This is a genomic window from Corynebacterium sp. CTNIH16 (genome assembly GCF_032821655.1).
In the GTDB taxonomy this organism is placed as follows: Bacteria; Actinomycetota; Actinomycetes; order Mycobacteriales; family Mycobacteriaceae; genus Corynebacterium; species Corynebacterium marquesiae.
On the sequence record NZ_JAVBIG010000002.1, the window covers coordinates 73687 to 99771 of the forward strand.

Here is a 26085-nt window from a genome sequence, read left to right on the forward strand (position 1 = left end):
CGTGTCGATTCTCTATTGTATAGACAATCATCCATCAATATTTTTTCACGCACTATCAGCCGCTTAGCGGGAACAAACACCAATAAACAGCTTGGTCTATATAAAAAATACCCACCCGCCGGCGTGAAAAATATATAGACATCTAAGAGATGAATTAATTCTGAGCCTGTTTTAGCGTTTTCTCAGCGCAACATTGAGAGTTGCTGGATTTCATTCATAAGTTCATTCATTTTCTACCTGCCTAGGAGAAGTTCTATATGTCGATTCGTCGTCGCATGACCGGCCTGACCGCCGGCCTCATCGTCGCCGGCACCGCATTCGCGGCACCGCTGGCTGGCGCAGCTACCCAGACCGAGTCCTACCCGGAGACCCCGGCCCTGAACCCGGACCTGCCAATCATCCACACCACCCACGGTTCCGACCACATGAAGGCGAACATCCTGAACCCTCGCCCGGTATGTAACCCGTGGGAGGACCACCGCACCGTGGTCTACAAGGTCTCCGACCGCTTCCTGCCGGCCGGCACCATCTCCACCACCAACCAGACCAAGAAGGACATCCCGCTGCAGCAGGATCTGTCCAAGTCTCAGTCCATCTCCCTTTCCGTCAACGGTGACCGCACCGAGACCACGTCCATGAACCTGGGCGGCAAGGGCTCCAAAAAGGGCGCTGAAGGCTCCTTCGGCATCTCTCACGAGATCGCTACCAAGATTGGTGCTAGCGCTTCCTACTCCCTGTCTTGGGATGCTGGCCAGTCCATCGGACCTTACGACGTTCCGCCAAACCACACCGGTGAAGCTACCTACGGCTTCCGCGTGCTGAACATGACTGGTACCCAGCAGTACTGCAAGCCAAACGGCACCTGGTCCACCCCGACTGCTTGGAACGCAATGCAGCCGGTAAAGAACGAGGTTCGCGTCAAGCTGTACGACAAGCTGTCTGACTCCTACGCTCCCAACAAGGACGCGCAGAACACCACCGACGTCAATGACCCGAAGGTCGTTGAAGAGGACAAGAACCTCGAGGCTGACGCAGAGGTAGTCAAGGAGTCCGAGGGCAACGCCAAGGAAGCAACCGAGAAGGTCTCTGAAGCAGAGGGCAAGAACGAAGAGGCTGCTGACAAGAAGAAGCAGGAAGAGGTTGACGCCAAGGAGGACAAGAAGGACTCCAAGCACAAGCTCGACCTCGAACCTTACCTGACCGTTTCCGGCGCTAAGCACGCTGGCTTCGCAGGCACCGTTGCTCTGCGCGCTAAGAACGTTGGCTCCGAGCGTTACTACGGCGAGTTCCCAGCTACCCAGTTCCGCGTGGACGTGAAGACCGCTAAGGGACCGAAGGGCGTTGACCGCCTCATCACCCCGCGTTCCTCCAACGGCGCTCACATCCGTGACCTGGGCTTCAACGAGAAGACCTCCACCCGCTCCTTCGAGGTAACCCTGGCTAACCCGATTAACGCTGGCGAAGAGGCCCGCATCGCCAACCTGGACTTCGGCGATGGCAAGACCAAGGAAGGCCGCCTCATCAACAACATCGAGGTAACCCAGACTTCCCGCATCAAGGGTGATGACTCCAAGCACAACGACCAGAACGTTGACTCCCGCGAGCACACCCTGAAGGACACCGGCAAGAAGGCTGAGGGCCTGTTCTAAGAACACCCTACTTCTGCCCTAGGGAAATAGTTTCCTAGCCAGTCACTCCCAGAAGGCCGCTGCACCACTGATGGTGTGGCGGCCTTCTCCTTGTTCATTTCCTTTTACATGGCAACACATATTGTCTGCGGCGCTATCTGGCTTAGTTTTCGCCCCCTACGGTCGCAGCCAGGCTCTGCAGCTGTAGGTTATGGGCAGACCCTGATCCGTTCTTTCCTAAGCACAACCTTGCCACGGTTGTCCGCACCGAGGTCTTGGACGAGCACCCAGAGATTGAAGAACTCTTCGCTCCCCTTTCGCAGTTGCTTACCGACGAAAAAATGCAGGAACTCAATGCCCGCGTCGACGTCGATGGCGAGGACTATACCACCGTCGCGCAGTACTTCTTGAAGGAAGAAAACCTGATCGCGGACTAGCTGCGGCACCTTAACAAGATTCCCAAAGACCGCTGCGCCACCCTCGGTGCGGCGGTCTTTAACATTTATTTAACTTAGATCACAAATTTGCTTTCGTTCGACAAAACCTTCAGATAGATTGTTTATGTTAGCTCATTCACACGTACTGAAGGATGAATTTTATGTCTCACACGACTGCGAATGTGCCTGCTTCACCGGCCAGTTCACCCGCTACCGGCGGCGCAGACACCCCCAACAGCAGCCAGGTGACCACCAATAAGGCCGTCAACAGCCAGTGGACAATCACACTCTTCGGCACTGCCGTGGGCGCAGGTATCCTCTTCTTGCCGATTTCTGCCGGCAGCTTCGGCTTCATCCCGCTACTGGTAGCCACGCTGCTCATCTTCCCGATGACCTACTTAGCCCACCGCGCCTTCTCCTGGATCATTAGCTACTCGCCGCTGCATGGCGAGGACGTCCTCGCGGTACTCACCCACTTCTTTGGCCGCGGCAACGGCATCATCCTCGCCATCATCTACTGGTTCACCATCTTCCCGGTGGTGCTTATCTACGGCGTATCGATTACGAATACGGTCGATAGCTTCATCGTCAACCAGCTGGGTGGCCCGGAAATCTCCCGCTACATCCTGGCGCCGCTGTGCGTGGGCCTCATGACACTCGCGCTGGCCTTTGGCAACGCCATCATGCTCAAGATTGCCCAGTTCGTGGTCTACCCGCTCATCGTGGCGCTCGCAGTGGTATCGCTCTACCTCATTCCGCAATGGGACCTCGGTTCCTTCATGGAGGCCGGCGATCACACCGCTGGCGGCGTTATCAAGGCCATCATCCTTATCCTTCCCGTATTGGTTTTCTCCTTTTCCTTCGTTGCTGCGATCTCCCAGTTCTCGCTGGGCATGGAAAAGGAATACGGCGCGGACCACCACTCACAGTCCGATAAGGTTATCCGCAACTCCGCCATCCTGCTGACCATCTTCACCATGTTCTTTGTCTGGTCCTGCGCCCTGGCCATGGGCGCGGACGGCATGCAGGAAGCTAATGACAAGAACCTGCCGGTACTTTCCTACTTCGCCAACGAAACCGGCACCCCATTTATGGCCTACATGGCGCCCATCGTGGTTATTTGCGCAGTGGCTTCGTCCTATTTCGGCCACGCCCTTGGCACCATCGAGGGTACCCAGTACCTCTTCAACCTGGCCGCCCCGAAAGCCACAAAGAAGATGTCTGCGCGCACACTTGACCTGTGGACCTACCTCTTCATCTTCATCACCACGTCTCTAGTAGGAATTTTCAACCCTTCGATCCTGGACATGATTTCTGTCGTAGGCGGCGTCTTCTTCGCCTTCATGACCTACCTGCTGCCTATTTGGGTCATCTACCGCGTGGAGGCACTAGCCCGCTTCCGCGGTAAAAAGACCAACTACTTTGTGGCAGTTATGGGCTTAATCGTGCTCTTTGCCACCATCTGGGGAATGTTCCAATAATCCCACAAAAACGTGGCTCGACAAGGGCTTTTCCTGTCTGGCAAGGTGGGAGGCATCATGTCAGAACAGGAAAAGGATCCCGACTTCACAATTAAGCTCGGGCAGAACAACGAAATCAGAATCAAAAACAAATACGAGACTTTCTCTATCGCCAATGACATCGCCATCTCCGTGGTTTTTATCCTCGGCTCGGTGCTAACACTTGCCGGCTTGTCGATGGTCGCTACCGTCTTCTACCTTCTGGGCAGCCTCGGCATGGCAGCCCGCCCGGCTATCCGCTTAAAGCGCCGCACACACCTGCAACGCATTGGCGCAGATGCAAACACTGCCGAAAGTTATGACTACTAAGCCGCAGATGGGCTAGCAGTAAACTTTCAGCAACTAGCAGGGACTTATCAGGCACAATCCATTGTGGTAGCAGCCCCATGCCCCATACTTAAATCATGCGTTTGAGAGAGCGCATACGAGAGAGATAGAGAGAACCCCTCAGTTTCCAGAGGGCGGCTTAAGCCGATACATGGAAACACCTTGTAGAGAGAGACGCCTGCGGCCCTCGGTTCCTTTTGGTTCCGAGGGCCGCAGGCGTTTTACCTTGTACCGAAGCGCTACTGGTGCAGCTTATTGTGTTTCGAAGCGAATAGCACCGCAGTTCCGGTCACCAGCGCCGCAGCCACCAAATAGAAGGCGGGAGCAAGCTGCAGGCCTGTGACATCAATAAGCCAGGTGGCAATCATGGGAGCGGTACCACCAAAGACAGCATTGGCCGTATTAAACGTCAGTGCGAAGCCGGAAAGGCGCACGTGCGTGGGGAATTGTTCGGAAAGGAAGGAGGGCAGGACGCCGTCGTTAAGCGCCAGCACGCCGCCCAAGCACACCTGGATGATAATGACAAGCAGGAGCCCGGCGCCATCAAGAAGCATAAAGGCCGGAATGATGGACACACCCATGAACGCGGCCGCGCACAGCATCGTTGTGCGGCGACCAAGACGATCCGAAAGCATGCCGGTAAGCAAGGCAAAGCCCACATAGAATGCGGACGCCACCGAGGACGCGATAAACGCCGGCGTCGCGGCCATGCCCAACTCCTCCGACAGGTATGTGGGCAGGTAGGTCAAAATGACGTAGAAGCCAATGGCGTTGAGAACCGCGCCCGCAAAGGCAATGGCCAGGGCCTTGGGATACTTGAGGACCTCACGCAGCGGGGATTCCTCCGGCTCATCTTGATCCTCAAAGTGGGAGGACTCTTCCGTGTTGCGGCGAATCCACAGGCCATACAGACCCAAAGGCAGCGCAATGAGGAATGGTACGCGCCACCCCCAGGAATCCAGGGCGGCATCATCGAGGACTCCAGTCAGCAGTGCCGCAATGAGCGAGCCCAAGAGCAAACCCGAGGCCGTCGCGGACGGCACTACCGCCGAATAGATGCCACGCTTACCGGCCGGGGCAATCTCAGCTAGGTGCGTGGCCGCGCCTGCATACTCTCCGGCTGCGGAAAATCCCTGCACCATGCGGCACAGCAATAGCAAGATGGAGGCGGCAAAGCCAATGGTGGCATACCCCGGCAGGAATCCGATGCACGCGGTAGCCACCGACATCATCACAATAGACACCGTCAGCGTGTGGATGCGCCCGTATTTATCGCCAAAGTGACCCCATACAATGCCTCCCAACGGCCGCACCAGGAATGACAGTGCGAAGAGCGCAAACGTCATAATCAGCGCGCGGCGGCCTTCCATCTCCGGAAAGAACACGCGGGAGATAATCGCGGACATATAGATATAGGCCGCGTAGTCGAACCACTCGATGAAGGTGCCGATAAACGCCGCCTTAATGGCCGAGCGATGTTGGCGCTTCGTAACTTCTGTATCTTCCACCTGTGCCGGCACGGCGTTCTTGGCTGGGGGTTGTGCTGTGAGAGGAGACATGCTCCTCACCTCAATTCTGTAGCTCTACAAGCATGTGAAACGACGCAGCCAGAGTGCGCGCATATCTTCCACCCTACAGAAACAAACTATGTCCTACGTCACTTTGATGTTCTAATGTTGCACAACTCTACCTCTGCCCCGCTTTCCGACGCCCTCCCCACCCCATTCCCAACTACTAACAGCAACCCAACAGCTAGACCCCATGGGCGCTACGGCCCAGTGCCCCATACTGATTTCGGGCGTTTGAGACAGCGCATATGAGAGAGGCAGAGAGGACCCTTGGTAGTTTCAGTTTCCACAGGACAACAGGCCTTTCTAACAAGAGTCTAAGCATCACGCGGAAGAAGGCCTTTGCGGAAGCTTTTTATCAAAATCAATGAGACGACCCAGCGCCCAATCCTTATCAGTAAGCAGGCGAGAAAAGACCAAACCGGCACCAATAGATCCAACCACCATCATTCCAGTTGCTACATTGGCCAATGCTTGATCCATCTGACCATCGTTCAAATAAAACACTGCCCGGAACATCGTCACCCCTGGGATCATAATCACCGCGGCCGGAACGGTAGTTGTAATACGAGGAAGACGCGCCCTTTTAGAAGCTACTGCCCCCAGCAACCCGATAAGCAATCCACCCACAAAGGCTGCAAAGAAAATGGTTGTTCCCGCGTGAATTAGAATCAAACGAAGCTCATTTGCCACGGTTCCAACACACGCCGCTACTAAGACCATGCGGCGGGAAGAGTTAAAAAGAAAAGCAAACCCAGCAATGCCTAGAAAACTTGCCAGCGGCGCCAACAGAAACCATTGCATATCCTGTGCAGGTGCAGGTGGGTCAGGGCTAAGTTTAGTCAGCCAGCTAACCATTGAGACCGTGAAAGCGGCCGTAAATATAACGGTGAAAGCATACCCCAACCTGACAATACCCGCATCAAGATCAAAGCGGGCTATGTCGATCAAAGCAGAGAAAAGTGGAAACCCAGGGATCAAGAATAAAACAGCTGCTACAAAGCCCGAGGACAATTCACTAGGCTCCACCGAACCTAAAGCTCCGAAAATCTCCGTCAACAAAAAGAAAACAATGCTTGCCGTCGCTCCACCAGCAATCACTCCTCCAATTTGATGAACGTGACGGTGGAGAACTGTATAACGAACAAACTGGCCTGCAAACGCCGCCAAAGCAACCAACCCCACTGCTTCCAGCGGGAAAAAATTAAGATACGCAAACGCCGCACATGCGATCGCGGCAGCGAAAGAAAGGATTAGACCGCCCCAGCGCTTTTTGACATTATGCTCAATAGTATCCAGCATCGCCGCTAACTCCCGAGCCGTGATCCCTGCGTAGAGGCGGTTGTGGGTTAAATCTTCCAAGGCTTCAATCCGAGAGGCATCAACTGCGGGCGAATGTTGCCGAGCAATGACCGTCCGGAAGTATTCGCCGCGGTGAAACGTACAGGTGATCTGCGTCAGACCCACTGTGGCATCTAGATGGTCAAACCCCAAAGCTCGCGCACTCCGCTTCATCCCTCTAAGTACGCGATAACCAGAGGTGCCGGCACCCATTAGGAGCATTCCCACCCGCAATACAACGTCCGCCTCGACACCCATTTGCCGATGCATCTCTGGATCAAATTGTTGTGCCATATCTCCTCCTCTGACATTGCTCTCGGCGCACAATTAAAGACTTGCCGACCCCAACCCGATAGCGCGCTTGTAGCTTTCCTAAAATCTTACGCAAAAGAAGCCTCTGGTGAATCATGTTCAGCAATCCAAAGGCCTCCGCCTTTATACCCGTAAGCTGATGAGCCATTTTTACCCTCCACCAAATGATTGCCACTATATTCACAGACAAATTGCAGACCTATGGCAGCCTAGCGCGTTATCTTGAATTTACGTGTTCGAGAGAACGCAAGAGAGATAGAGAGAACCAGTTCCAGCGCTCTGTGGCCCCAAGCGAGGCCCGGGCTCTGGAGCTGTTTTAGGGGTCTGCAGGTTGGGGTGTGAAGGAAGAAGTGGGCGTCGGAAAGCGATGCAGGGCCCAGATTCGCGGTTATGGATCCTGCGGACTACTCCCCCACCCCGCCGCCGCATACAGCGCGCATGCCAGGAGGAATGGCCACACACCCCATTGGAGCTGTGCGGCCGAATGTTGCGTGTCGGTTAGTTGTTTCCTAGGTAGCTCATCGCAGCGGCGATAAGGGCTTCGGTGCCGGTGCGCAGAGTGGGCTGGAGCAGCGGGGCGAAGTGCGGGCTGTGGTTAGGGACATCCTTTTCTTCTTCTCGGCCTGAAAATACCCAGAAACAGTAGGGAACGCCGAAGGCGCGGGCAATGGTGGAAAAATCCTCCGAGGCGGTGAGGGGCTCGGCATCAAGGACGCGGTCGGGGCCAAAGTAGGCAGTAAAGGCTTCCTGAAGGCGCTCCGTGGTGTCCTTATCGTTGCTGGTAAGCGGGTAGGAATCGTGGTAGCTGAACTCGGCGGGCTGCGGGCTGCCGGCGGCCTCGCACTCGGCATTGACGATGCGCTCGATGGCGCCGGTGATTTTATCGCGCACCTGCTCGCTATAGGCGCGCACATTGATCTTTAGGTTGGCCTCGAAGGGGATGATATTTGCTTTCGAGCCAGCATTGATGGCACCCACGGTCAGCACGCCGAATTCGGAGGGGTTGAGTTCGCGGGAGATGACCGTCTGTAAACGCATGACAATGGAGCTGGCCAGTACAACGGGATCGACGCTGAGGTGCGGCATGGAGCCGTGCGAACCTTGACCATAAACCTTGACGTCCATGCTGACCGCGGTGGACATGAATGGGCCGGAGGCCAGCGCCACCGTACCGGCGGGAAAGTTGCTGGCAAAGACGTGTTGCCCCAGTACCACGTCCGGCGTGGCGACCTTGTCCACAAGTCCGTCATCCACCATGGACTGGGCACCGGCGGCAATCTCCTCGCCCGGTTGGAAAATGAGCTGTAGGGTGCCAGACCACTGGTCGGTGGCCTGCGCCATGAGCGCGCCCATGCCCAGCAGGCTGGCCACGTGGGAGTCATGGCCGCAGGCGTGCATGACGGGGACCGCGTTTCCTTCCTGGTCAACGGCGGTATCGGTGGAGGCGTAATCTAGGCCGGTATCCTCCTTAACCGGCAGGCCATCGAAATCCGCGCGCAGCATGACGGTAGACCCAGCACCGTTTTCTAAAACACCGAGCACGCCGCCGCCTACTTCAATTTGGTGAAAGCCAAGGTCAGAAAGCTTGTCCTTGATGATACCCGGCGTGCGCTCTTCCTGCATGGATAGCTCCGGGTGCTGGTGCAGATCCTTATACAGCGGCTCCTGCCAATTCTTGACGGAGTCATAATTGCTGCAAACGGTACGGACAGACATTGCTTCCTCCTGGTGGGCAACGTGGTGGACTATGGAGCCAGTGTAGTGAGGTGGGAGGAAGGTGGCGCCGGCAAGCGGGGCATCTTTGTAACGACAGACATAGTTGGGCAGCGGAGCGACCAGCGCCATAGGGGGTTGCGCTGCGACTTTATAGAATCTTTGATGACGTGTCCACCTTTAACTCATCGGCTTCTTATTATTCATCAGATGTTTGTTTTCTGTGTAGCTAGGCGTCACCTGCCCGCCCTAGATTGACCGAGTGACTTTTCAGGAAGACTCTCTCGGTGCCGGTGTCGCCGGCACTACAACCGCATCTCCCGCACGCGCGGAAAACTCCGGTGATTCCGCGGCGCTTGTCCGCAAGGCCAAGCGCAACCGACACAAGGAATGGTTACTGGCCGCAGCGCTCTTAGCGCCGAACCTTATCTTGCTGACCGTTTTTACCTACCGGCCGCTGCTGGACAATATCCGCCTCTCCTTTTTCAATTGGAATATCTCCAGCCCCACCTCCACCTTCGTGGGCTTGGATAACTATGCGGAGTGGTTTAGCCGCGATGACACGAAGATAATCGTGCTCAACACCCTGGTCTTTACCTTCTTCGCAGTGATTGGCTCCATGGTCATCGGCCTAGCGCTGGCCTTGCTGCTGAACCAAAACATTAAGGGTCGCAACTTTGCGCGCTCGGTGGTCTTTGCCCCCTATGCCATCTCCGGCGCGGCCATTGGCATTGCCTTCCAATTCGTCTTCGATCCCAACTTTGGCCTCATCCAGGAAATACTGGGCTGGTTCGGTGTGGACTCCCCCAACTTCTACGCAGTACCGGGCTGGGCCATGTTCATGGTGACCTTTACCTTTGTGTGGAAGAACCTGGGCTATACCTTTGTCATCTATTTGGCAGCACTACAGGGCCTGGATAAGGAATTAGATGAAGCTGCCGCTATCGACGGCACCGGACGCTGGCGCAAGTTCTGGCGCGTGACCATGCCGCAGCTGCGCAATACCACCTTCTTCCTATCCATTACGGTGCTGCTTAACTCCGTGCAGGTCTTCGACATCATCAACGTCATGACCCGTGGCGGCCCGCAGGGCAATGGCACGCAGACGCTGGTCTTCCAGATCTACAACGAGACCTTCGTCAACTTCCGCGCCGGCTACGGTGCGACTGCCGCCACCATCTTGTTCCTCATCCTGCTCATCATCACCCTGATCCAGGTCCGCATCATGGATAAGCGAGGTTAACCCAACATGGCTACTTCTACCCTTCACATGGTCACGGATGAGTCCCCCACCGCCCGCCGTGCCAAAATCGCCGGTGGCTACCTGGGTATCCTGGCGGTCTTGCTGCTCATCGGCCTGCCGCTGTTTTGGATCCTCATGACCTCGTTTAAGGCCAAGGGCGATATCTATACCGACCCGGTCAATTGGCTTCCGCCCGTGTGGGAAACCGAGAACTACTCCGATGCCACCACCCGTGTGCCGTTCTGGACCTACCTGCGCAACTCGGTGCTCATTACCGCAGTACTGTCCATCATCAAGATTGTGCTGGGCGTCATCTCCGCCTATGCGCTGGCGATCCTGCGCTTCCCGGGCCGCCACCTGGTATTCCTGCTGGTCATTTCCTCGCTCATGGTGCCCAGCGAAATCACCGTCATTTCCAACTACGCCCTGGTCAATTCCTTGGGCTGGCGCAATACCTTCGTGGGCATCATCGTGCCACTAGCCGGCGTGGCTTTCGGTACCTTCTTGATGCGCAACCACTTTTTGTCCCTGCCCTATGAGCTGGTGGAAGCTGCCCGCATGGACGGCGCCGGCCCTATCCGCCTGCTCACCAAGGTGTTACTACCGGTCTCATGGCCCACGCTGACCGCATTTTCCGTCATCACCATGGTCAATGAATGGAATACCTACCTGTGGCCCTTCCTCATGGCGGATACAGAGGACGTTGCCCCGCTGCAGGTGGGTTTGACCATGCTGCAAAACAACGATGGCGTGACCAACTGGGGCCCGGTAATGGCCGCCACCATTCTCACCATCATTCCTATGGTCATCATCTTCCTAGCCTTGCAAAAGTACATGATTCAAGGCCTCACCACTGGCGCCGTGAAGGGTTAGAAGGCTTCTTCCCCACCCACGCTCGCCGTTTCCACTTGCTTTACTTTCCACCCCTTAACCACCCTTTTAAGGAGAACTACATGCTACGTCGCAAATTCCTCGCCCTAGCCTCCACAGCCGCTTCTGCTACCGCACTCGCAGCTTGTGCCGGCACCTCGTCCACCAATCCGCAGGGTGGCAACGACAAGGGCGGCGACGGTGAAGTCACCGAGCTGACCTGGTGGTCCAACCACCCGGGCACGTCCAAGGACATTGAGAAGGAGATCATCTCCCGCTTTGAAAAGGAGAACCCGGACATCAAGGTCAACCTCGTTGATGCCGGCAAGAACTACGAAGAAGCAGCACAGAAGTTCAACGCCGCGCTCACCGGCCAGGACCTGCCGGACATCGTGGTGCTGTCTGACGTCTGGTGGTACAACTTTGCCATCAATGACCAAATCGCCAACGTGGATGACCTTGCTAAGGAAGCGGGCATCGACCTGTCTACCTACGTGCAGCCCCTTTATGAGGACTACAACTACGACGGCGGCCACTTTGCGCTTCCTTTCGCTCGTTCCACGCCGTTGTTCTACTACAACAAGGACGCGTGGAAGAAGGCCGGTCTGCCAGACCGCGGCCCGAAGTCCTGGGATGAGATGGATGAGTGGTCCAAGAAGCTGGCTGAGGCTGATTCCAAGATGAAGCCTTTTGGCTGGGGCGATGCCGTGGACTACCTGGGCTGGATCTTCCAGGGCCCGCTGTGGTCCAAGGGCGGCGCTTACTCCGATGAGTGGGATCTGAAGTTCACCGATGACAAGACCATCAAGGCCGTCGAATGGCTCAAGGACATCACCGATGAGAAGAACGGTTACTCCTACGTGGGCAATGACATGGCCATGGAGTTCGGCACCGGCCGCGCCGCCGCCACCGTCCTGTCCACCGGTGACCTGGCGGGTCTGACCGATACCGCCAAGTTCGAGCTCGGCACCGCCTTCTTGCCTAACCCGACTGGCGAAGGCGCCTGCCCCACCGGTGGTGCCGGCCTGGCTATCCCGGCTGGCATCAGCAAGAACCGCCAGCTGGCTGCTATCAAGCTCATTGACTTCATCACCAATGAGGAAAACACCTGCTACTGGTCCCAGAACGTGGGCTACATGCCGGTGCGCTCCACCGCGGTGGACAACGAGGACCAAAAGAAGTTCATGAAGGACAACCCGAACTTCGAAACCGCTATCAAACAGCTGCCAGAGACCCGACCGCAGGACAATGCCCGCGCCTTCCTGCCCGGCGCGGACCAGGAAATCGGCGGCGCCTTTGAAAAGATCGTCACCAACCGCGATGACGTCACCAAGGTGCTGACCGATCTACAAAAGACCCTGCAGTCTATCTATGACAACCAGGTCAAGACCGTCATCAATAAGTAGGCTCTCGCAGCCACCCCTTCCCCACTAGATTCTGAAAGGTAACCATGGCTACTGTCACCTTCGATGGCGCAAGCCGCATCTACTCTAAGGACGCGGAACGCCCCGCCGTTGACCGTCTCAACCTGGATATTGCCGATGGCGAATTCTTGGTCCTCGTTGGCCCATCCGGCTGCGGCAAGTCCACCAGCCTGCGCATGCTGGCAGGTCTTGAGCCCACCGACCGCGGCTCCATCCGCATCGGTGGTAAGGACGTCACCGGGGTCAGCCCATCGGACCGCGACGTGGCCATGGTCTTTCAGAACTATGCCCTCTACCCCAATATGTCCGTGGCGCAGAATATGTCCTTCGCGCTGGAAAACCGCAAGGTCCCGAAGAACGAGATTAAATCCCGCGTGCACGAGGCCGCGAAGATCCTGCAGATGGAAGACCTTCTTGACCGCAAGCCGGCTAATCTTTCCGGTGGCCAGCGCCAGCGCGTGGCCATGGGCCGCGCCATCGTCCGCGAACCGGCCGTATTCTGCATGGACGAGCCGCTGTCCAACCTGGATGCCAAGCTGCGCGTTTCCACCCGCGCGCAGATCTCCAACCTGCAGCGCCGCCTTGGTACCACCACCGTATATGTCACCCACGATCAAACTGAGGCAATGACCATGGGTGACCGCGTCGCCGTTCTCAACGCCGGCGTCCTACAGCAGGTGGATACCACCCGTACCATTTATGACCGCCCACAGAACGTTTTTGTCGCCGGATTCATTGGCTCCCCGGCGATGAATATCTACGACCTCACCCATAACTCCTCTGAGCTCACCATCGGCTCTACCCGCATCAATCTGGCCAACTACAACTTTGAGGGCGTGGAGACCGTCACGGTGGGCATCCGCCCGGAAGACTGGCAGCTAAGCGATACCGGCAATGGCGGGGCAAAGTTCACCGTCGCGCACGTCGAGGAGCTGGGAAACCAGACCTATGTCTATGGCGAGCTTGACGACGCCGCCGGCAACAGCTCCGCCGACTGCGTGTTCAAGTCCTCGACCCGGATGGGTGGCCAGACCGGCATTTTGGTCGATGCCCGCGGCCGCTATGCGGTGGGCGATACTTTCTACGTTTCCCCCGACCCGGACCGAGTGCATCTATTTAGCACCACTACTGGCGAACGCCTGAACTAGAAGTAGAAAATAGGCAGTTGACACCTTAGATTCTTATTTTTCCCTTTGCAGACAATAAGAACCTGATATATGCTCGCACGCATAAGAAACCCACACAATGCCATTTACCACGGATATTGCTGGGAATATCGCACTCAGCGAACCTTAAAATCAACCGAAAGGTAACTCACTGCCTATGTATTCTTTCAAGAAGCTTTCTGCCGTCACTCTGGCTGCAACCGCAATCCTCGGTACCGTCGCCGCACCGGCCGCCAGCGCCAAGAGCGACCCAGTTCGCTCCCTCATTGATCCAGGCACCTGCAAGACCATCACCAAGCTGGCCAACGATGGCAAGCCGGTTCCGGATCCTTCCATCCTCCACGATGAAGACTCCGTAAAGCCGTACTTCAAAGATGGCGTTTTGGAGTACAAGGTGGTCGAAAACTTCCCGTACCGCAAGCAGCTGGATGCCGCGGTTGCGGAGTGGAACAAGGCCCTCAAGGGCAAGGCGTCTCTGAAGGAAGTTAAGCCTTCTGAGGCTGATGATGACACCATCGCCATCATCTTCAAGCCCGACCCAAATGGCTACGTCCAGGGCGCCGCCTACCCGGATCACAAGATGGTCTTTATCAAGATTCCTAATGCCCAGTACCCAGAGGCAGTCCAGGGCACCATCGCCCACGAGCTGGGCCACATGATGGGCGCAGGTCACTCTTGCGCCGGCGCGCTCATGGCCGGCGCCAACCAGAATCCCATCTCCTACCACGTGACCCCACTGGATGCGGCGGCTGTCATCCAGGGTCAGTTCGACTAAATCGTTTGACGCCTCCTTTCCCCTAGGCCCAGTACGGCGCCTAGGGGATTTTTCTGTCTTCACCCGGCTCCGTGTTGGGTAGGTCGCATTTAGCCGATTGCTTTAGGCAGCGCACAGGACCACTGCTAACGTTTCTTTTATTCAAAGGTTTGCAAAGGAAAAGGAACTCTCTATGGAAACGTGGGAACCTACACTATCTACCGGCCCGCTGCTAGGAATTGCGGTGGCCGCCATCGCCGTGATTTTGGTGCTGGTCATCTATTTCAAGCTCCACGCTTTTCTCACCCTGCTGGTGGTCTCGGCCCTTACGGCGCTGGCTGCTGGCATTCCGTTGGAGGGCATTGTGCCCACCATGACTGAAAGCTTTAGCTCCACTCTGGGCTCGGTAGCATTGCTGGTGGGACTGGGTGCCATGATTGGCCGGCTCGTGGAAGCCTCCGGTGGCGCCAAATCGCTTGCCGACGCCATGGTCCGCCGCTTCGGCGAATCCAAAGCGCCCCTTGCACTCGGCCTGGCTTCGCTGATCATGGGCTTTCCTATCTTCTTCGACGCCGGCCTGATCGTGATGCTGCCGGTTATCTTCGCCGTTGCTCGCCGCTTGGACGGTCCGGTCCTGGCCTTTGGCCTGCCGGCCGCTGGTGCGTTTTCGGTCATGCACGTCTACCTGCCGCCGCACCCGGGCCCCGTTGCAGCCAGCGAATTCTATGGCGCTGACCTCGGCCTCGTCCTGCTCGTCGGCCTGCTGCTTGCGCTGCCTACCTGGTATATTTCCGGCTACCGCTTCGGCCTGCTTTCCGGCAAGAAATTCCCGCTGAAGGTTACTGATGCCATCGCCGGCCCGGTGCTTTCGGAAGAAGAGCAACCCCTCAAGCCGGCCTCTGCCCCAACGGTAATTTCCCTCTTGCTCATCCCGATGGTGCTCATCTTCTTCAACACCGGCCTCAACGCGCTGGCTTCCAACGGCACCATCGATGCCGACGCCGCGTGGGTGCGGTTCTTTGTCATGCTGGGCCAGACCCCGATCGCGCTGCTCATCACCGTGCTCATTGCACTCGTGGTCCTGGGCCTGCGCCGCGGCGTAGAAAAGACTGCGCTGGAAAAGCTCGTCGATTCCTCGCTCGGGCCCATCTGTTCCGTTGTGCTCATCACCGGTGCCGGCGGCATGTTCGGTGGAGTACTGCGCACTTCTGGCATTGGCGACGCCCTGGCCGATTCCCTCTCCGGCCTTGGCATCCCCGTCATCCTGGCCTGCTACCTCATCGCCGTGGCCCTGCGCCTAGCCCAAGGATCCGCCACCGTGGCACTAACAACAGCCGCTGCCCTCATGGTTCCCGCCGTGGAAGCCGGCGGCTTCAACGAGCTGCAGCTCGCCCTAATCGTCGTGGCTACCGCCGCCGGTTCCGTCTTCGGCTCTCACGTCAACGACTCCGGCTTCTGGCTCGTCGGCCGCTTGATGGGCATGGATACGGTCACCACACTGAAGACCTGGACGGTCAACCAAATTCTGATTTCCGTCATCGGCTTTGCCCTAGTCTTGGTGCTCTACGCAGTAGCAGCGCTCTTTTAGACCCCAGTCTTAATCCAAGCAGCGGCCTTTTGGGCAATCTCCTCGACTGGCCGCGTCACATCAAAGACGCGGCCAGTTTCGTCTTCTTCCAGCGGTTCCAAAGTATCGAACTGCGACTGCAAGAGCGACGCCGGCATAAAGTGCCCCGGCCGGTGCTGCATCCGCTCATGCAGCACATCAAAGTCGCCGTGTACGTGAACGAACACCACGGCTGGGCAGTACTCGCGAATCAAATCCCGGTACTTGCGCTTCAGCGCACTGCAGCCCACCATCGCTCCTTCTGGCCTATCCGCCAGCCACTGACCAATCTGCTTCAACCACGGTTCCCGGTCCGCATCATTGAGCGGTATTCCCGCCGCCATCTTGTCGATATTGGCCTGCGGATGCATATCATCGCCATCGCGGTACTCCAGACCTACCAACGGCGACAGCGCCTCCCCCACCGTTGTCTTTCCCGAGCCGGATACTCCCATCACTACGATGTGGCGGAAACAGTGCTGGTTCATGGTAGCTCCTTGGGTTGGGGTTCTTCCTCCCGAGTTTATCCTCCTGAGATTCCCAATTGAGATACGCACATCCCCTGTGAATCGTTCTCCTACTATTATGAGAACGCCCCCTGCTTTGACTTCTAAGGATGCTTTGATGCGTAACCGACAGCAATCTTTTTCCTGGAGAACCGTTCTTCCCGTCGTCTTAGAAACGATGCGGGGTACGTCAGTAGTCGCTTACCCTGAACTATTTGAACACGTTCAAGAAATTGCTGAAGCGGACTTTCCAGGACAAGCTCACCGCCAGCTCAAAAGCCGATCAGTTGTGGAAGACCGAACCCGATGGGCGGTGTTCTACGCAAGGAAAATAGGGTTTGTCAGTTCCTCTAAGCCGGGATCCTTTTCCTTGACCGCCGAAGGCGCCAATTGGCTTGCTTCCAACCCATATCCTTTGGACAAAGATCAGATCCGAGAAATCAATGGTCTTATTTCTAAGGCGCATAAGCAACAAGACGCCGGTTCAAGCCCGCAGGAAGAAGTTCCTGAAGAATCTAGTGCGGATTTTTTCTGGGTACTTCGCGCGGGCCGCCAGGGCGAGCGCGAAAAGAAAGCTTTAGAGTCCAACCTAGGCATCCCTGGCATGGACTATGGCCCAGAGGTGAACAAGCAAAATACCTTGGACTCTATCAAGGCTGCTATGGTCCGAGAGCACCCAGATCTCAAAGCACAAACATCCACAAGCTACGCTTCTCAACTCAACCGGTTTAAAAACCAAATGCAGGTAGGCGACCTAGTTCTGATGCCGAGCAAGTTGCACAAAGGGCGAGTTTATTTTGGCTATGTCTCCGGCGATTACGAGTACCGCCCTCATGAGCCGAAAGAGATGCGGCACGTCCGACCGATCAACTGGTCAAGCGATTTCTTCAATCGTGATGACCTAGGAATAGACCTCCAACGATCTCTAACTTCACTGCTTACTATCTGCCAGGTTTCACGCAATCATGCTTACGACCGAGTAGAATCCGTCATCCAAGGCATGGGAGATCCCGAATTTTCCTCTGAGACTCCATTGTCACCGTCGTTTGACTGGCCGGAATTTTTCGAAGAACTCGCCACCAAGCTACTCGCATTCAAAAATAACCGCGCGGAGCTACTCGAAAAGCTAAAAGAGACCGCTGAAATCTCAGGACGCCCGCTCCGGTTCAAGCACCTATGGAATTGGCACATAGATGATAAAGAAGTGCCTGCTACTGATATGGATCCTTTTACCATCCTCGGTGTTGCTAACCGGCAAATTTCGGCATCTAATAAGGTGGCAATTTGCCAAGCCTTTAAAACCGTCTTCGGAATTGAAGCCCCAGCACCAACGGATTTTTCGGGACTGCCCCAACTCAACAACTTACGCTCGTGCTTTGCTACGAAGCCGTCAGATGTTATTAATCTAGATTTTTGGGAGAATAGCTGGAGTCTTTTCGCTTCGGCCCTCGCGGTGAGCCAATCAGATACGCCCGAAAATCGAGCTCAGTTTATACACGATTTCGACGTGATGACCAAAGACCGCCAGATCACGGCATACACCATGGCATTGTTCTGGGCACGTCCCCGGTATTTCCTCACTTTCGATTCAGTCATCACCAAGTATCTTGCCCAAGACTCCGCGCTTGGAATCAATATTCAGAAAAATGTTTCGACGGGTAAAGATTATTTGCTTACACTCGATGAAATCCGAGACTGGCTTACTACCGCCGAGATCGAACCGGCTAATTTTCCGAGATTGTCATATGAAGCTTGGGGTTTTAACCAAGAACCAACGGATGCTACTGCCCAAACCGTAGAGTCCTCGTCGGAAGAAGACCTGTATACCATTTCTGGACTTATCGAAGACGGCTGCTTTATCTCAAAAGACTATATCGGACTAATGCTGGAACGCCTGAAGGAGAAGAAGAACCTAATTCTCCAAGGCCCACCAGGTACAGGCAAGACTTGGCTTGCTCGCCGCTTAGCTTATGTCTTGTGTAAATCAGATGCGGAAGATGTCGTCACCTCCGTTCAATTCCATCCATCTACGTCTTATGAGGACTTCGTTCAGGGCTTTCGCCCCAGCAGTAATGGAAAACTGGAATTGAAAGATGGACCGTTTCTCCAGGCTGTGGAAAAGGCTAAAGAGGACTCCAATCCACACGTAGTAGTGATTGAAGAGATTAACCGCGGCAATCCCGCGCAAATTTTTGGCGAGATGCTCACCCTCTTAGAAGCTGACAAGAGAAATCCAGAAAATGCACTCACCACGCTATATAGCCAGGAAGGAGAAGCAGTTTTCTTACCTGATAACTTCTTTGTTATCGGTACGATGAACCAGGCAGACCGATCCCTCGCCATGGTAGATATGGCTTTACGACGCAGGTTTGCCTTCATAAATCTCGAACCGCAGTTGGGTTCTACTTGGCGAAATTTCTGTGTTGGCCAACGCAACCGCAATGACCAAGCTCTCAGGGAAATCGCGCGAAGAATCGAAGAGGTTAATCAATTAATTCGAGACGATTTCAATCTCGGTGATGACTACCTAATCGGACACAGCTTTGTTACTCCACGCCGAAAGCTAGCAGACAGTTCCTACGATGCAACTATGGAATGGTTTAACCAGGTAGTAGCCTCGGATCTCAAGCCGCTCATAGGAGAGTACTGGTTCGACAATCCTGCGAAGCGAGAGCAGGCTCTCAATGTCCTCATCGGCTAATTCGCTACAACCGGAAGACATATACGTTCCTATCCGTAGTGTATGGATGCTCCAGTTATACGCCTCGCAGTCTTTCGTTGATGGGCATATATCTAATTCCGCGGCGGAAGACGCAGGCGTTGAGCTTCCAGAGCTCATTGGAACAATGCTGTGTGACGCTGTAGAAGAGCGTTTCCGGAGAGAATTAAGCATCGGATTTACGCTGACCGAACGAAATATAACTCGGGTGCGAGGCCGAATTAACATGTACGAAACTGCCCGCCGCCAACTCCTTGAGAAGGGGCTTATTGCCTGTGAGTTCAATGAGCTCACCATCAACAGCGAAGTTAACCAATTCCTTCGATACGCCCTCGAATACGCAGCGCAACTACTGTCCAGCGTGGACAGTGACGCCAGTGCCCGACGGTGTAAGGTGCTTTCTCGAAGGCTTTCTCAAATGGGCATTTCCAAACCAAAGTCGACGGTATTTCCTCACTCTAGGCTATCCCCTGCAGACAAGAAACCAGTTGCCGTAGCTAGATTGCTTTTAGAATTTGCCGTCCCCACGCGCGGGGACGATGCCCTTTCGCTGTTCAGCAGAAAGCACTTCACGCAGCACGAGATCCGCAAGCTTTTCGAAAAAGCTTTATTTGGTCTGTTCCAATACCATCTCTGCCCTTTAGGTTGGAAAGTAAGTAGCGGCGAATGGCTGTACTGGAGTGCTCAACAGGTGCCCAAAGAATTACCGAGCATGCAAACGGACATCATTTTGCGATCACCAGCAGGTGAAATTTCCGTTATCGATGCCAAGTTCACGCATATGCTCATTGAGAACCGAGTAGGAAACGAATCCTTAAAAAGCCCGCACCTTTATCAGCTTTACGCCTACTTACGCAGCCAAGAAATTCTCGGCGAAGAATGGAAAACCGCTAAGGGCATCATGCTCTATGCTTCTTCGGGACGAAACCAACAGGATGAGACGATCTCATTCCTTCTCGACGGACACCCTGTAGCTTTCGCTAGCGTCGGTCTCGAGACCTCAATTCGCGAGTTTCGCCAGAAAGTGCTTCATCTTGTGGCCCCGAATCTCGAATTTCCCCAGAAAGAACCTCACGATATTCCTTAAAGAATCTCCAAGGTACGCAAGCCTAGAAGAGGTGAAACATAAGGGCCCAAGCAGCCACGTTGCCTCCTCTAACTGGTGGTTCTAGGGCGATAACGTGGCTGAAAGTTGGATGGCTCGCGGAGCCGAAGGTGACCTAGCCGAGGTTTTTGAGGGCGTCGGTAACCAGGCACCAGAAACCGGCGTGGTCGAGGGTGGTGGCGACCTGGGTGTGGCAGGAGGCGTCGGCAGGCTCGCGCAGATCGGTGACGGTCATCCCGGTGGTCAGTGCGCCGGCGAGCTCGACGTGGACCGGTGCCTTGCGAGCCTGGACGATGTCCGGATCGATGAGGTAAGCGATGGTGCACGGGTCGTGGACCGGTGGGTTACCAAAGCCTTGGTTGGCCTGGTAGGCCTTGCGGAAGAAACCGAAGAGACCGCCGACGAATTCTGAGACTGGGGTACCCAGAGCCTTGATTTCGGCTTCGACCTCCGGGGTGGCAAGCGCCTGGTGGGTGAGATCGAGGCCCACCATAGTGACGGGCCAAGGCTCTTCGAAGACGATGTGCGCGGCCTCGGGATCGATCTTGATATTGAATTCGGCGACTGGGGACCAATTGCCCTCGTGATAGCCGCCGCCCATGAGAACTACTTCCTTGACGCGCTCGACGATGCGCGGCTCCTTGCGCGCGGCCATCGCGATATTGGTAAGCGGGCCGGTGGGCACCAGGGTGATGGTGCCGGGCTCATGGGACATGATGGTGTCGATGATGAAGTCGATAGCGTGGGCGTCGGCAAGCGCGGTGCTTGGCTCCGGAAGTTGGACGCCTTCCACGTCCATGCCGGTGGAGCCGTGGATCGCCTCGGCAACCTCAACGGGGCGCACGAGCGGGCGATCGCAGCCGGCATAAACCGGAACCTCAGGGTGACCAGCGATTTCCTTGACGACCAGGGCATTGCGGGAAACCTTATCCAAGGTCTGGTTGCCGCCCACGGTGGTAATGCCCAGCAGCTCGATGGTGGGGTTGCCCATGGCTAGGAGCAGGGCCACCGCATCATCGTGGCCGGGGTCGCAGTCCAAAATGATTTTTCGCGTCATGCCACGAGCCTACTTTCGGGCGTTGACGGCCGCCACGGTGTCATCGATGGACTCCGGGCGCGGAATGAGGAAGGACAAGCCCAGGGCCGCAAGCAAGATGATGACGCCGGCAATCATTCCCGCGCGGTAGCCGTGTTCGAAGGAACCGGAAACCGCAAAGAGCACCGCGAAGGACAGGCCCGCGCCTAGGTTGAAGGCGCCGGCGTTCATGCCGGGAAGATAGCCCTGGTTATCGGCCGGCGAAAGCACAATACCCAGTCCGTTGAGCATGATATTGGCAATGCCCGCGTAGGTCACGCCCAAGAAAATTGAGACGAAGAGCAGGCTCCACGCGTTCGGAAAGCCCACGACGAAAATGGAGATAATCAGGCCTACGACGGTGCCGATCAAGCCGGTTTGCAGGACGTACTTATATCCCAGCTTGGACGCCATCCAGCCAGCAATCGGGCCGAAAACCAAGCCCGCAAGAGCGTATGGAGTAAGGGTGACCCAAGAAATGGTGCTGGCAGAAATTCCAGCACCGGCCTCTGCCTCCTGACCGAGGTTTGGAATGAGGCCGTTCATTACGGCAAAGACGCCGGTCATAGTGAGCAGAGTGGTAGAAAGCAGCGCCCACGTGCGGCGTTGTTTGAGGTAGGCCACCGGAACGAGCGGATCGGCGACCTTCTTCTCCACGTTCCAGAAGGCCCAGAAGCCGGCGGCGCCAATGAGGATGAGGATAATGACGAGGAACCAATTGGCCTCGGCAAGTTTGCCGGCCTCGTTGAATGCGGTGAGAACGCAACCCAGCGCCACGGCTAGGGGCAGCACGCCCGCCCAGTCCATACGCGGGGTTTCGGTGGCCGTGGATTCCTTAGTGAATACCTGCACTGCTACTACTGCGATGGCGCATAGTACTGCCATGGTCCAAAAGACCGAGCGGTAGCCAAAATTGCCCGCCAGCCAACCGCCGGCCAGGGCATCCACGCCCGCAATACCACCGTTTACCGAGGTCACAATGCCCAGCAACAGGGCGTACTGCTGCTCATTGAGGACCTGCTGGCGCAGCATAATCAGGCACAGCGGAACCGTAGGCCCTGCCACGCCTTGAATGATGCGGCCGATAAGCAACACAGCGACGTTCGGTGCAATGGCCGAAACCACGCAGCCCAACGCAGCTACCGCCATCATGCCGACGAGGACCTTCCTGCGTCCGATGAGATCGCCCCAGCGCGGCAGGAACAGCGAGAACAATGCCGCGGCGGTAAAGAAGGCCGTCTGCGTTAGGCCAATCTGGGCGGTGGTAGCGCCCAGCTCGTCTTCCATCGTCGCCAAGGCAGGCGAGAGCATCGACGCATTGAGCTGGAAAGCGAACACCGCCGTAAGCAGTGCAAACATCAATGGAATATAGGAGCTGGGCTGGAGCTTTGCTGGCTCGGAGGCGGTGGAAGTCATGGCTTTAAACGTAGTTGATGAATCCTGCGCTCGATAGTGGAAAGCTTGGCTCAGCTAATTCTCGCCCAACACATGAAAAGTACTGCTTAACGCTCCAGATATTTTCTAATTGTCTACTATCCATAGTTTATGAAGACTCTCTCCTATATCGTCACTGCCGCAACGGTGATGCTTTCTTTAGCCTCCTGTACCTCTCCGGATTTGCAACCGGAAGGAGCGACTGCAACTAGCTCCTCCAGCACGAGCAATAGTTCAACTATCAGCTCTAGTTCCACAAGCTCTGCGGCCGAGTCGTCCTCTTCGGAGCCGCAACCGGCAGCGGAAGCTGAGCCTTCGCTTGCCGACGCTCCCCTAACGAACACCGCCCAATCCACCACAGAACCCACCCTGACCGAGTGCGTATATGGCGGCGGTAGTTGGACCACCAACGGTTTGTACAGCGATGGGACTATTCGCTGGGCACAAGAATGCCAGAACCTCCACGACGAGCAAATGGCAAAATACCCCTACCGGTGCCCGCAAACGGATCACTACGTCTCCGATCCATCTCAGTGCTCCTCCCCAGTAGGCATCGGGAATGACAACTCAGATTCGGATTTGCCTGCAGCGATGACGCGGACCGGCGAGGTAGAAGAAGAACATATGCGGGCACATAAATGGTGGGCGGATTGTGTAAGCACGTACTCCCCAGAGTACTGCCGAGAGAACGATCCATGGCAACGGGACGCCTACTGACGTTCTCTTACTATTGCCGCAGAATTAACCAGCGATTCACCGCGGCTACTTAGGCTGAAAAGGTTCCTTTTAACCTCTTGTGGAGCTTTGTATGCCTTATTCAAATAGTCGTCCTTCTTTTAACCGTCGTAACTTCCTGCAGATTGCCGGTGTTTCAGCCGCGGCGGTGGCTGCGGGTATTAGTGCACCGGCAAAGGCGGGTGCGCAATCGAGCCTGAGTTCATGGGGTTCTTCACGGGATGGTGATCTGCCGCAGGATTCGGAGCTTTTTGGTCTAGGTGTAGCGGCGGGTACGCCGCGGCACAATTCGATGATCTTGTGGACCCGCCTGGCCCCGGAACCGCTGGCCGAGGATGGTCACGGCGGCATGACCGGCGGCGATGTCCGCGTGGGTTGGGAAGTTGCGAAGGATGAGGGGTTTGGGGACGTCGCCAAGCAGGGCGAAGCCCTAGCCCAACGCGAGCTGGCACACTCGGTACATCCACAGATAACTGGGCTGGAACCTGCAACTGAGTACTTTTATCGCTTCCGCGTGGATGGCAAGGTGAGCCCCGTAGGTCGGTTTAAGACTCTGCCGGCGCCCGGTGCGAAGGTGGATAATTTCACCTTCACTGTGGCTTCGTGTCAGGCGTGGTACCACGGCTATTTCACCCCGTGGAAGCATATTGCGCAGGAACCGGACCTGGATATGACGATTTTCGTGGGTGACTACATTTACGAATACGGCATTGTGGAAGGCGATAATCTCTGGCGCCAAGGCGCAAGGGTGCCCGATGTTTTCAAGGCAAAGGTGGAGACTCTGGAGCAGTATCGCCTGCGCTACTCGCTCTTCAAATCTGATGAGCACCTGCAGGCCGCGCATGCGCGCGCCGCGATGGCGATTGTGTGGGATGACCACGAAGTAGAAAATAACTACGCCGGTAGTTGGTCCGAGATTGGCACCACGGCCGAGCACTTCCTGTACCAGCGCGCGGCTGCCTACCGTGCCTTTTATGAGAATCTTCCGGTGGCCCCGCCGGCGCTTCCCGAAGGCCCCAATAACCGCATCTATGATTCTTTCGACGTGGGCACGCTAATGCGTTTCAATCTAGTCGATACCCGCCAATACCGCGAAGAATCCGCGGAGGATGCCAGCATCTTGGGCGCGGAGCAAGAGCAGTGGCTCAACGATAAACTCACCACCTCCCCGGCACAGTGGAACGTGGTGGTCAATAGCGTGATCGTCGTACCGATCGCCGATAGCACCGACCAGTGGGACGGCTTCCCAGCAGCCCGCCGCCGCCTTATCGAGTCCCTCTCCAAGGTCAGCGATCCCGTTGTCTTCACCGGCGATATTCACCAACACTGCGCTGCCGAAATCCAATCCGAATCCGGCCAGCCCGTCGGCGTGGAATTGGTCGCTACCTCCATTGCTTCCGATGGCGATGGCTTCGCTGGTTCCAAGAGCACCGAGTGGCTGGAAAAGCCGTATGTGAAGGCCATGGATAAGCGCCGTGGCTACATCAAAGTGCGCGCTACCCGCGAGCACCTCGATTCCGAATTCGTTGTCGTGCCCTGGATCGAGCGCGATGATACCGCCCCGCGTGAGACTGCTTTCTCCTTCCGTACCAATGCCGGCGAGCACACGCTGCGCTCCCTCTAAGCCCCGAAAGGACAATTCATCATGGGACTTTTTAGCTCGCTTTCCTCTTCTTCCCCTCGCCACGGTTCTTCCCGCAAACATTCCTCTGACCAGGATTCCTCTGCTCCAGCTCCTACCGCGAGTGCTGCTCCGCCGGTCGTAACCGGTGTTCAGGCAGAGCCGCAGCTCATGGAAAACTACATCACCTGGGAACCTGTTTCTTGGAACGTCGTTTTGGATCACTACCGAGTCATCGGCACCGATCCTAATGGTGTAGACGTGCTGCTGGGCAAGACCATCTTCCCTTTCTTCCACCACTCACGGCGCGATGTTGCCGGTGAAAAATGGTCATATTATGTCAAGGTGGTTGATGCTGCCGGTGCTGAGTCCTCTCCTTCTGGCAAAGCGACGTCTACCTCCCTGCCTTCGGTCACTGCCGGCAAAGCGCTAGCCACGATTGGTTCCTTTGACCGAAAGGGCACGGAGTTTCAGTACTCACCAAAGGACTATAAGAAGATCGTCACCGCGCACCCAGACCAGACAATCACTGTTGGACCGGATGCTACGCCTGCCGAGGTCCCCTATCTCCTCCCCGGCCCCGGCGACAAGTGGGCGGGCAGCAAGTCCTACACGCTGAGGTGGACGGTGAAATTGGATAAGCCTGCTTCAAAAGCGGCGCTGGCATTGTGGCTCATTGATACCACCAAGCTCGGCGGTGTTCTCGATATCACGATTAATGATTTTCATAAACAAATAGAGCTCCCACAGGGCGCAACGCAAGGTTCGCGCCAAGGCGATGCCAGCGGCGAGCCAACCCCGCTGCGCCCCGCAGCAATCGAGTTTGATCTCGCCGCAGATACCCTCAAGGAAGGAGAGAACCAGCTGGTCTTCACCCTGCGCGAAGGCGGCTGGCTAGCTTGGGATGCGCTGGGAATCTTTGCTAAGTAACACCGCGCAGGCGGTGCTTTGCCTGGAAACGGGAAATTGTTCACCGATTCC

Annotated in this window: 21 protein-coding genes; 15 read left to right on the top strand and 6 right to left on the bottom strand. The window is 56.2% G+C overall.

What is annotated here, in order from left to right; all coding sequences use genetic code 11:
- Positions 1-257: 257 nt before the first annotated feature.
- The 4 genes from RAE04_RS02325 to RAE04_RS02340 all read left to right on the top strand — a co-directional run bounded on the left by RAE04_RS02325 (position 258) and on the right by RAE04_RS02340 (position 3894).
- Entirely contained in the window at positions 258-1649 is a 1392-nt protein-coding gene (locus tag RAE04_RS02325; protein ID WP_049378742.1) for a hypothetical protein, read from the top strand.
- A gap of 254 nt (positions 1650-1903) precedes the next feature.
- The gene (locus RAE04_RS02330) at positions 1904-2065 is read left to right on the top strand and encodes a glycine betaine ABC transporter substrate-binding protein (RefSeq protein WP_317026304.1); all 162 of its coding nucleotides are present in this window, start codon (positions 1904-1906) and stop codon (positions 2063-2065) included.
- A gap of 161 nt (positions 2066-2226) precedes the next feature.
- The gene (locus RAE04_RS02335; RefSeq protein WP_317026305.1) at positions 2227-3546 is read left to right on the top strand and encodes a septum formation initiator; all 1320 of its coding nucleotides are present in this window, start codon (positions 2227-2229) and stop codon (positions 3544-3546) included.
- A gap of 57 nt (positions 3547-3603) precedes the next feature.
- Entirely contained in the window at positions 3604-3894 is a 291-nt protein-coding gene (locus RAE04_RS02340; RefSeq protein WP_239661104.1) for a YrhK family protein, read from the top strand.
- A 257-nt stretch (positions 3895-4151) separates the two neighbouring features.
- Here RAE04_RS02340 and RAE04_RS02345 read toward each other — a convergent pair whose 3' ends face one another.
- From RAE04_RS02345 to RAE04_RS02355, 3 genes are all read right to left on the bottom strand, one after another.
- Positions 4152-5471 carry an MFS transporter gene (locus RAE04_RS02345; protein ID WP_269954186.1) on the bottom strand — a complete coding sequence of 440 codons (1320 nt, stop codon included), beginning with the start codon at positions 5469-5471 and terminating at the stop codon, positions 4152-4154.
- A 333-nt stretch (positions 5472-5804) separates the two neighbouring features.
- Positions 5805-7115 (bottom strand): threonine/serine exporter family protein, encoded by a 1311-nt coding sequence (locus RAE04_RS02350; protein ID WP_317026306.1) that lies wholly within the window; start codon positions 7113-7115, stop codon positions 5805-5807.
- 516 nt (positions 7116-7631) lie between these two features.
- Positions 7632-8849 carry an amidohydrolase gene (locus RAE04_RS02355; protein ID WP_317026461.1) on the bottom strand — a complete coding sequence of 406 codons (1218 nt, stop codon included), beginning with the start codon at positions 8847-8849 and terminating at the stop codon, positions 7632-7634.
- A 259-nt stretch (positions 8850-9108) separates the two neighbouring features.
- On the opposite strand from RAE04_RS02355, the gene RAE04_RS02360 reads away from it, so the two are divergent.
- The 6 genes from RAE04_RS02360 (at position 9109) to RAE04_RS02385 (ending at position 15891) form a co-directional block, all read left to right on the top strand.
- Positions 9109-10089, top strand: a complete 981-nt coding sequence (locus RAE04_RS02360; protein ID WP_317026307.1) for a sugar ABC transporter permease — start codon at positions 9109-9111, stop codon at positions 10087-10089.
- A gap of 27 nt (positions 10090-10116) precedes the next feature.
- Positions 10117-10962 (top strand): carbohydrate ABC transporter permease, encoded by an 846-nt coding sequence (locus RAE04_RS02365; RefSeq protein ID WP_317026462.1) that lies wholly within the window; start codon positions 10117-10119, stop codon positions 10960-10962.
- A gap of 80 nt (positions 10963-11042) precedes the next feature.
- Entirely contained in the window at positions 11043-12365 is a 1323-nt protein-coding gene (locus RAE04_RS02370; RefSeq protein ID WP_317026308.1) for an ABC transporter substrate-binding protein, read from the top strand.
- 44 nt (positions 12366-12409) lie between these two features.
- Positions 12410-13531 (top strand): sn-glycerol-3-phosphate ABC transporter ATP-binding protein UgpC, encoded by a 1122-nt coding sequence (locus tag RAE04_RS02375; protein WP_317026309.1) that lies wholly within the window; start codon positions 12410-12412, stop codon positions 13529-13531.
- 175 nt (positions 13532-13706) lie between these two features.
- Positions 13707-14324, top strand: a complete 618-nt coding sequence (locus tag RAE04_RS02380; RefSeq protein ID WP_269954380.1) for a hypothetical protein — start codon at positions 13707-13709, stop codon at positions 14322-14324.
- A 172-nt stretch (positions 14325-14496) separates the two neighbouring features.
- A complete protein-coding gene (locus RAE04_RS02385) occupies positions 14497-15891 on the top strand; it encodes a GntP family permease (RefSeq protein WP_317026310.1) in 1395 nt (464 codons plus the stop codon).
- On the opposite strand, the gene RAE04_RS02390 is transcribed toward RAE04_RS02385, so the two are convergent.
- Positions 15888-16397: a gluconokinase gene (locus RAE04_RS02390; protein ID WP_317026311.1), complete on the bottom strand. Its 510-nt coding sequence runs from the start codon at positions 16395-16397 to the stop codon at positions 15888-15890. The genes RAE04_RS02385 and RAE04_RS02390 overlap by 4 nt on opposite strands.
- A 136-nt stretch (positions 16398-16533) precedes the next feature.
- Between RAE04_RS02390 and RAE04_RS02395 the strand changes: the two genes are divergently transcribed.
- Complete coding sequence (locus RAE04_RS02395; protein ID WP_317026312.1) at positions 16534-19116, top strand: AAA family ATPase; 2583 nt, start codon at positions 16534-16536, stop codon at positions 19114-19116.
- Between the two features lie 46 nt (positions 19117-19162).
- Positions 19163-20221: a 5-methylcytosine restriction system specificity protein McrC gene (locus tag RAE04_RS02400; RefSeq protein WP_239661103.1), complete on the top strand. Its 1059-nt coding sequence runs from the start codon at positions 19163-19165 to the stop codon at positions 20219-20221.
- Between the two features lie 133 nt (positions 20222-20354).
- Here RAE04_RS02400 and RAE04_RS02405 read toward each other — a convergent pair whose 3' ends face one another.
- A complete protein-coding gene (locus RAE04_RS02405; RefSeq protein WP_317026313.1) occupies positions 20355-21296 on the bottom strand; it encodes a nucleoside hydrolase in 942 nt (313 codons plus the stop codon).
- Between the two features lie 9 nt (positions 21297-21305).
- Positions 21306-22730, bottom strand: a complete 1425-nt coding sequence (locus RAE04_RS02410) for an MFS transporter (protein WP_317026314.1) — start codon at positions 22728-22730, stop codon at positions 21306-21308.
- A gap of 129 nt (positions 22731-22859) precedes the next feature.
- On the opposite strand from RAE04_RS02410, the gene RAE04_RS02415 reads away from it, so the two are divergent.
- The 3 genes from RAE04_RS02415 (at position 22860) to RAE04_RS02425 (ending at position 26034) form a co-directional block, all read left to right on the top strand.
- Positions 22860-23465: a hypothetical protein gene (locus RAE04_RS02415; RefSeq protein ID WP_317026315.1), complete on the top strand. Its 606-nt coding sequence runs from the start codon at positions 22860-22862 to the stop codon at positions 23463-23465.
- Between the two features lie 91 nt (positions 23466-23556).
- Complete coding sequence (locus tag RAE04_RS02420) at positions 23557-25107, top strand: alkaline phosphatase D family protein (protein WP_317026316.1); 1551 nt, start codon at positions 23557-23559, stop codon at positions 25105-25107.
- A gap of 21 nt (positions 25108-25128) precedes the next feature.
- Positions 25129-26034 (top strand): polysaccharide lyase family protein, encoded by a 906-nt coding sequence (locus tag RAE04_RS02425; RefSeq protein ID WP_317026317.1) that lies wholly within the window; start codon positions 25129-25131, stop codon positions 26032-26034.
- Positions 26035-26085 lie beyond the last annotated feature (51 nt).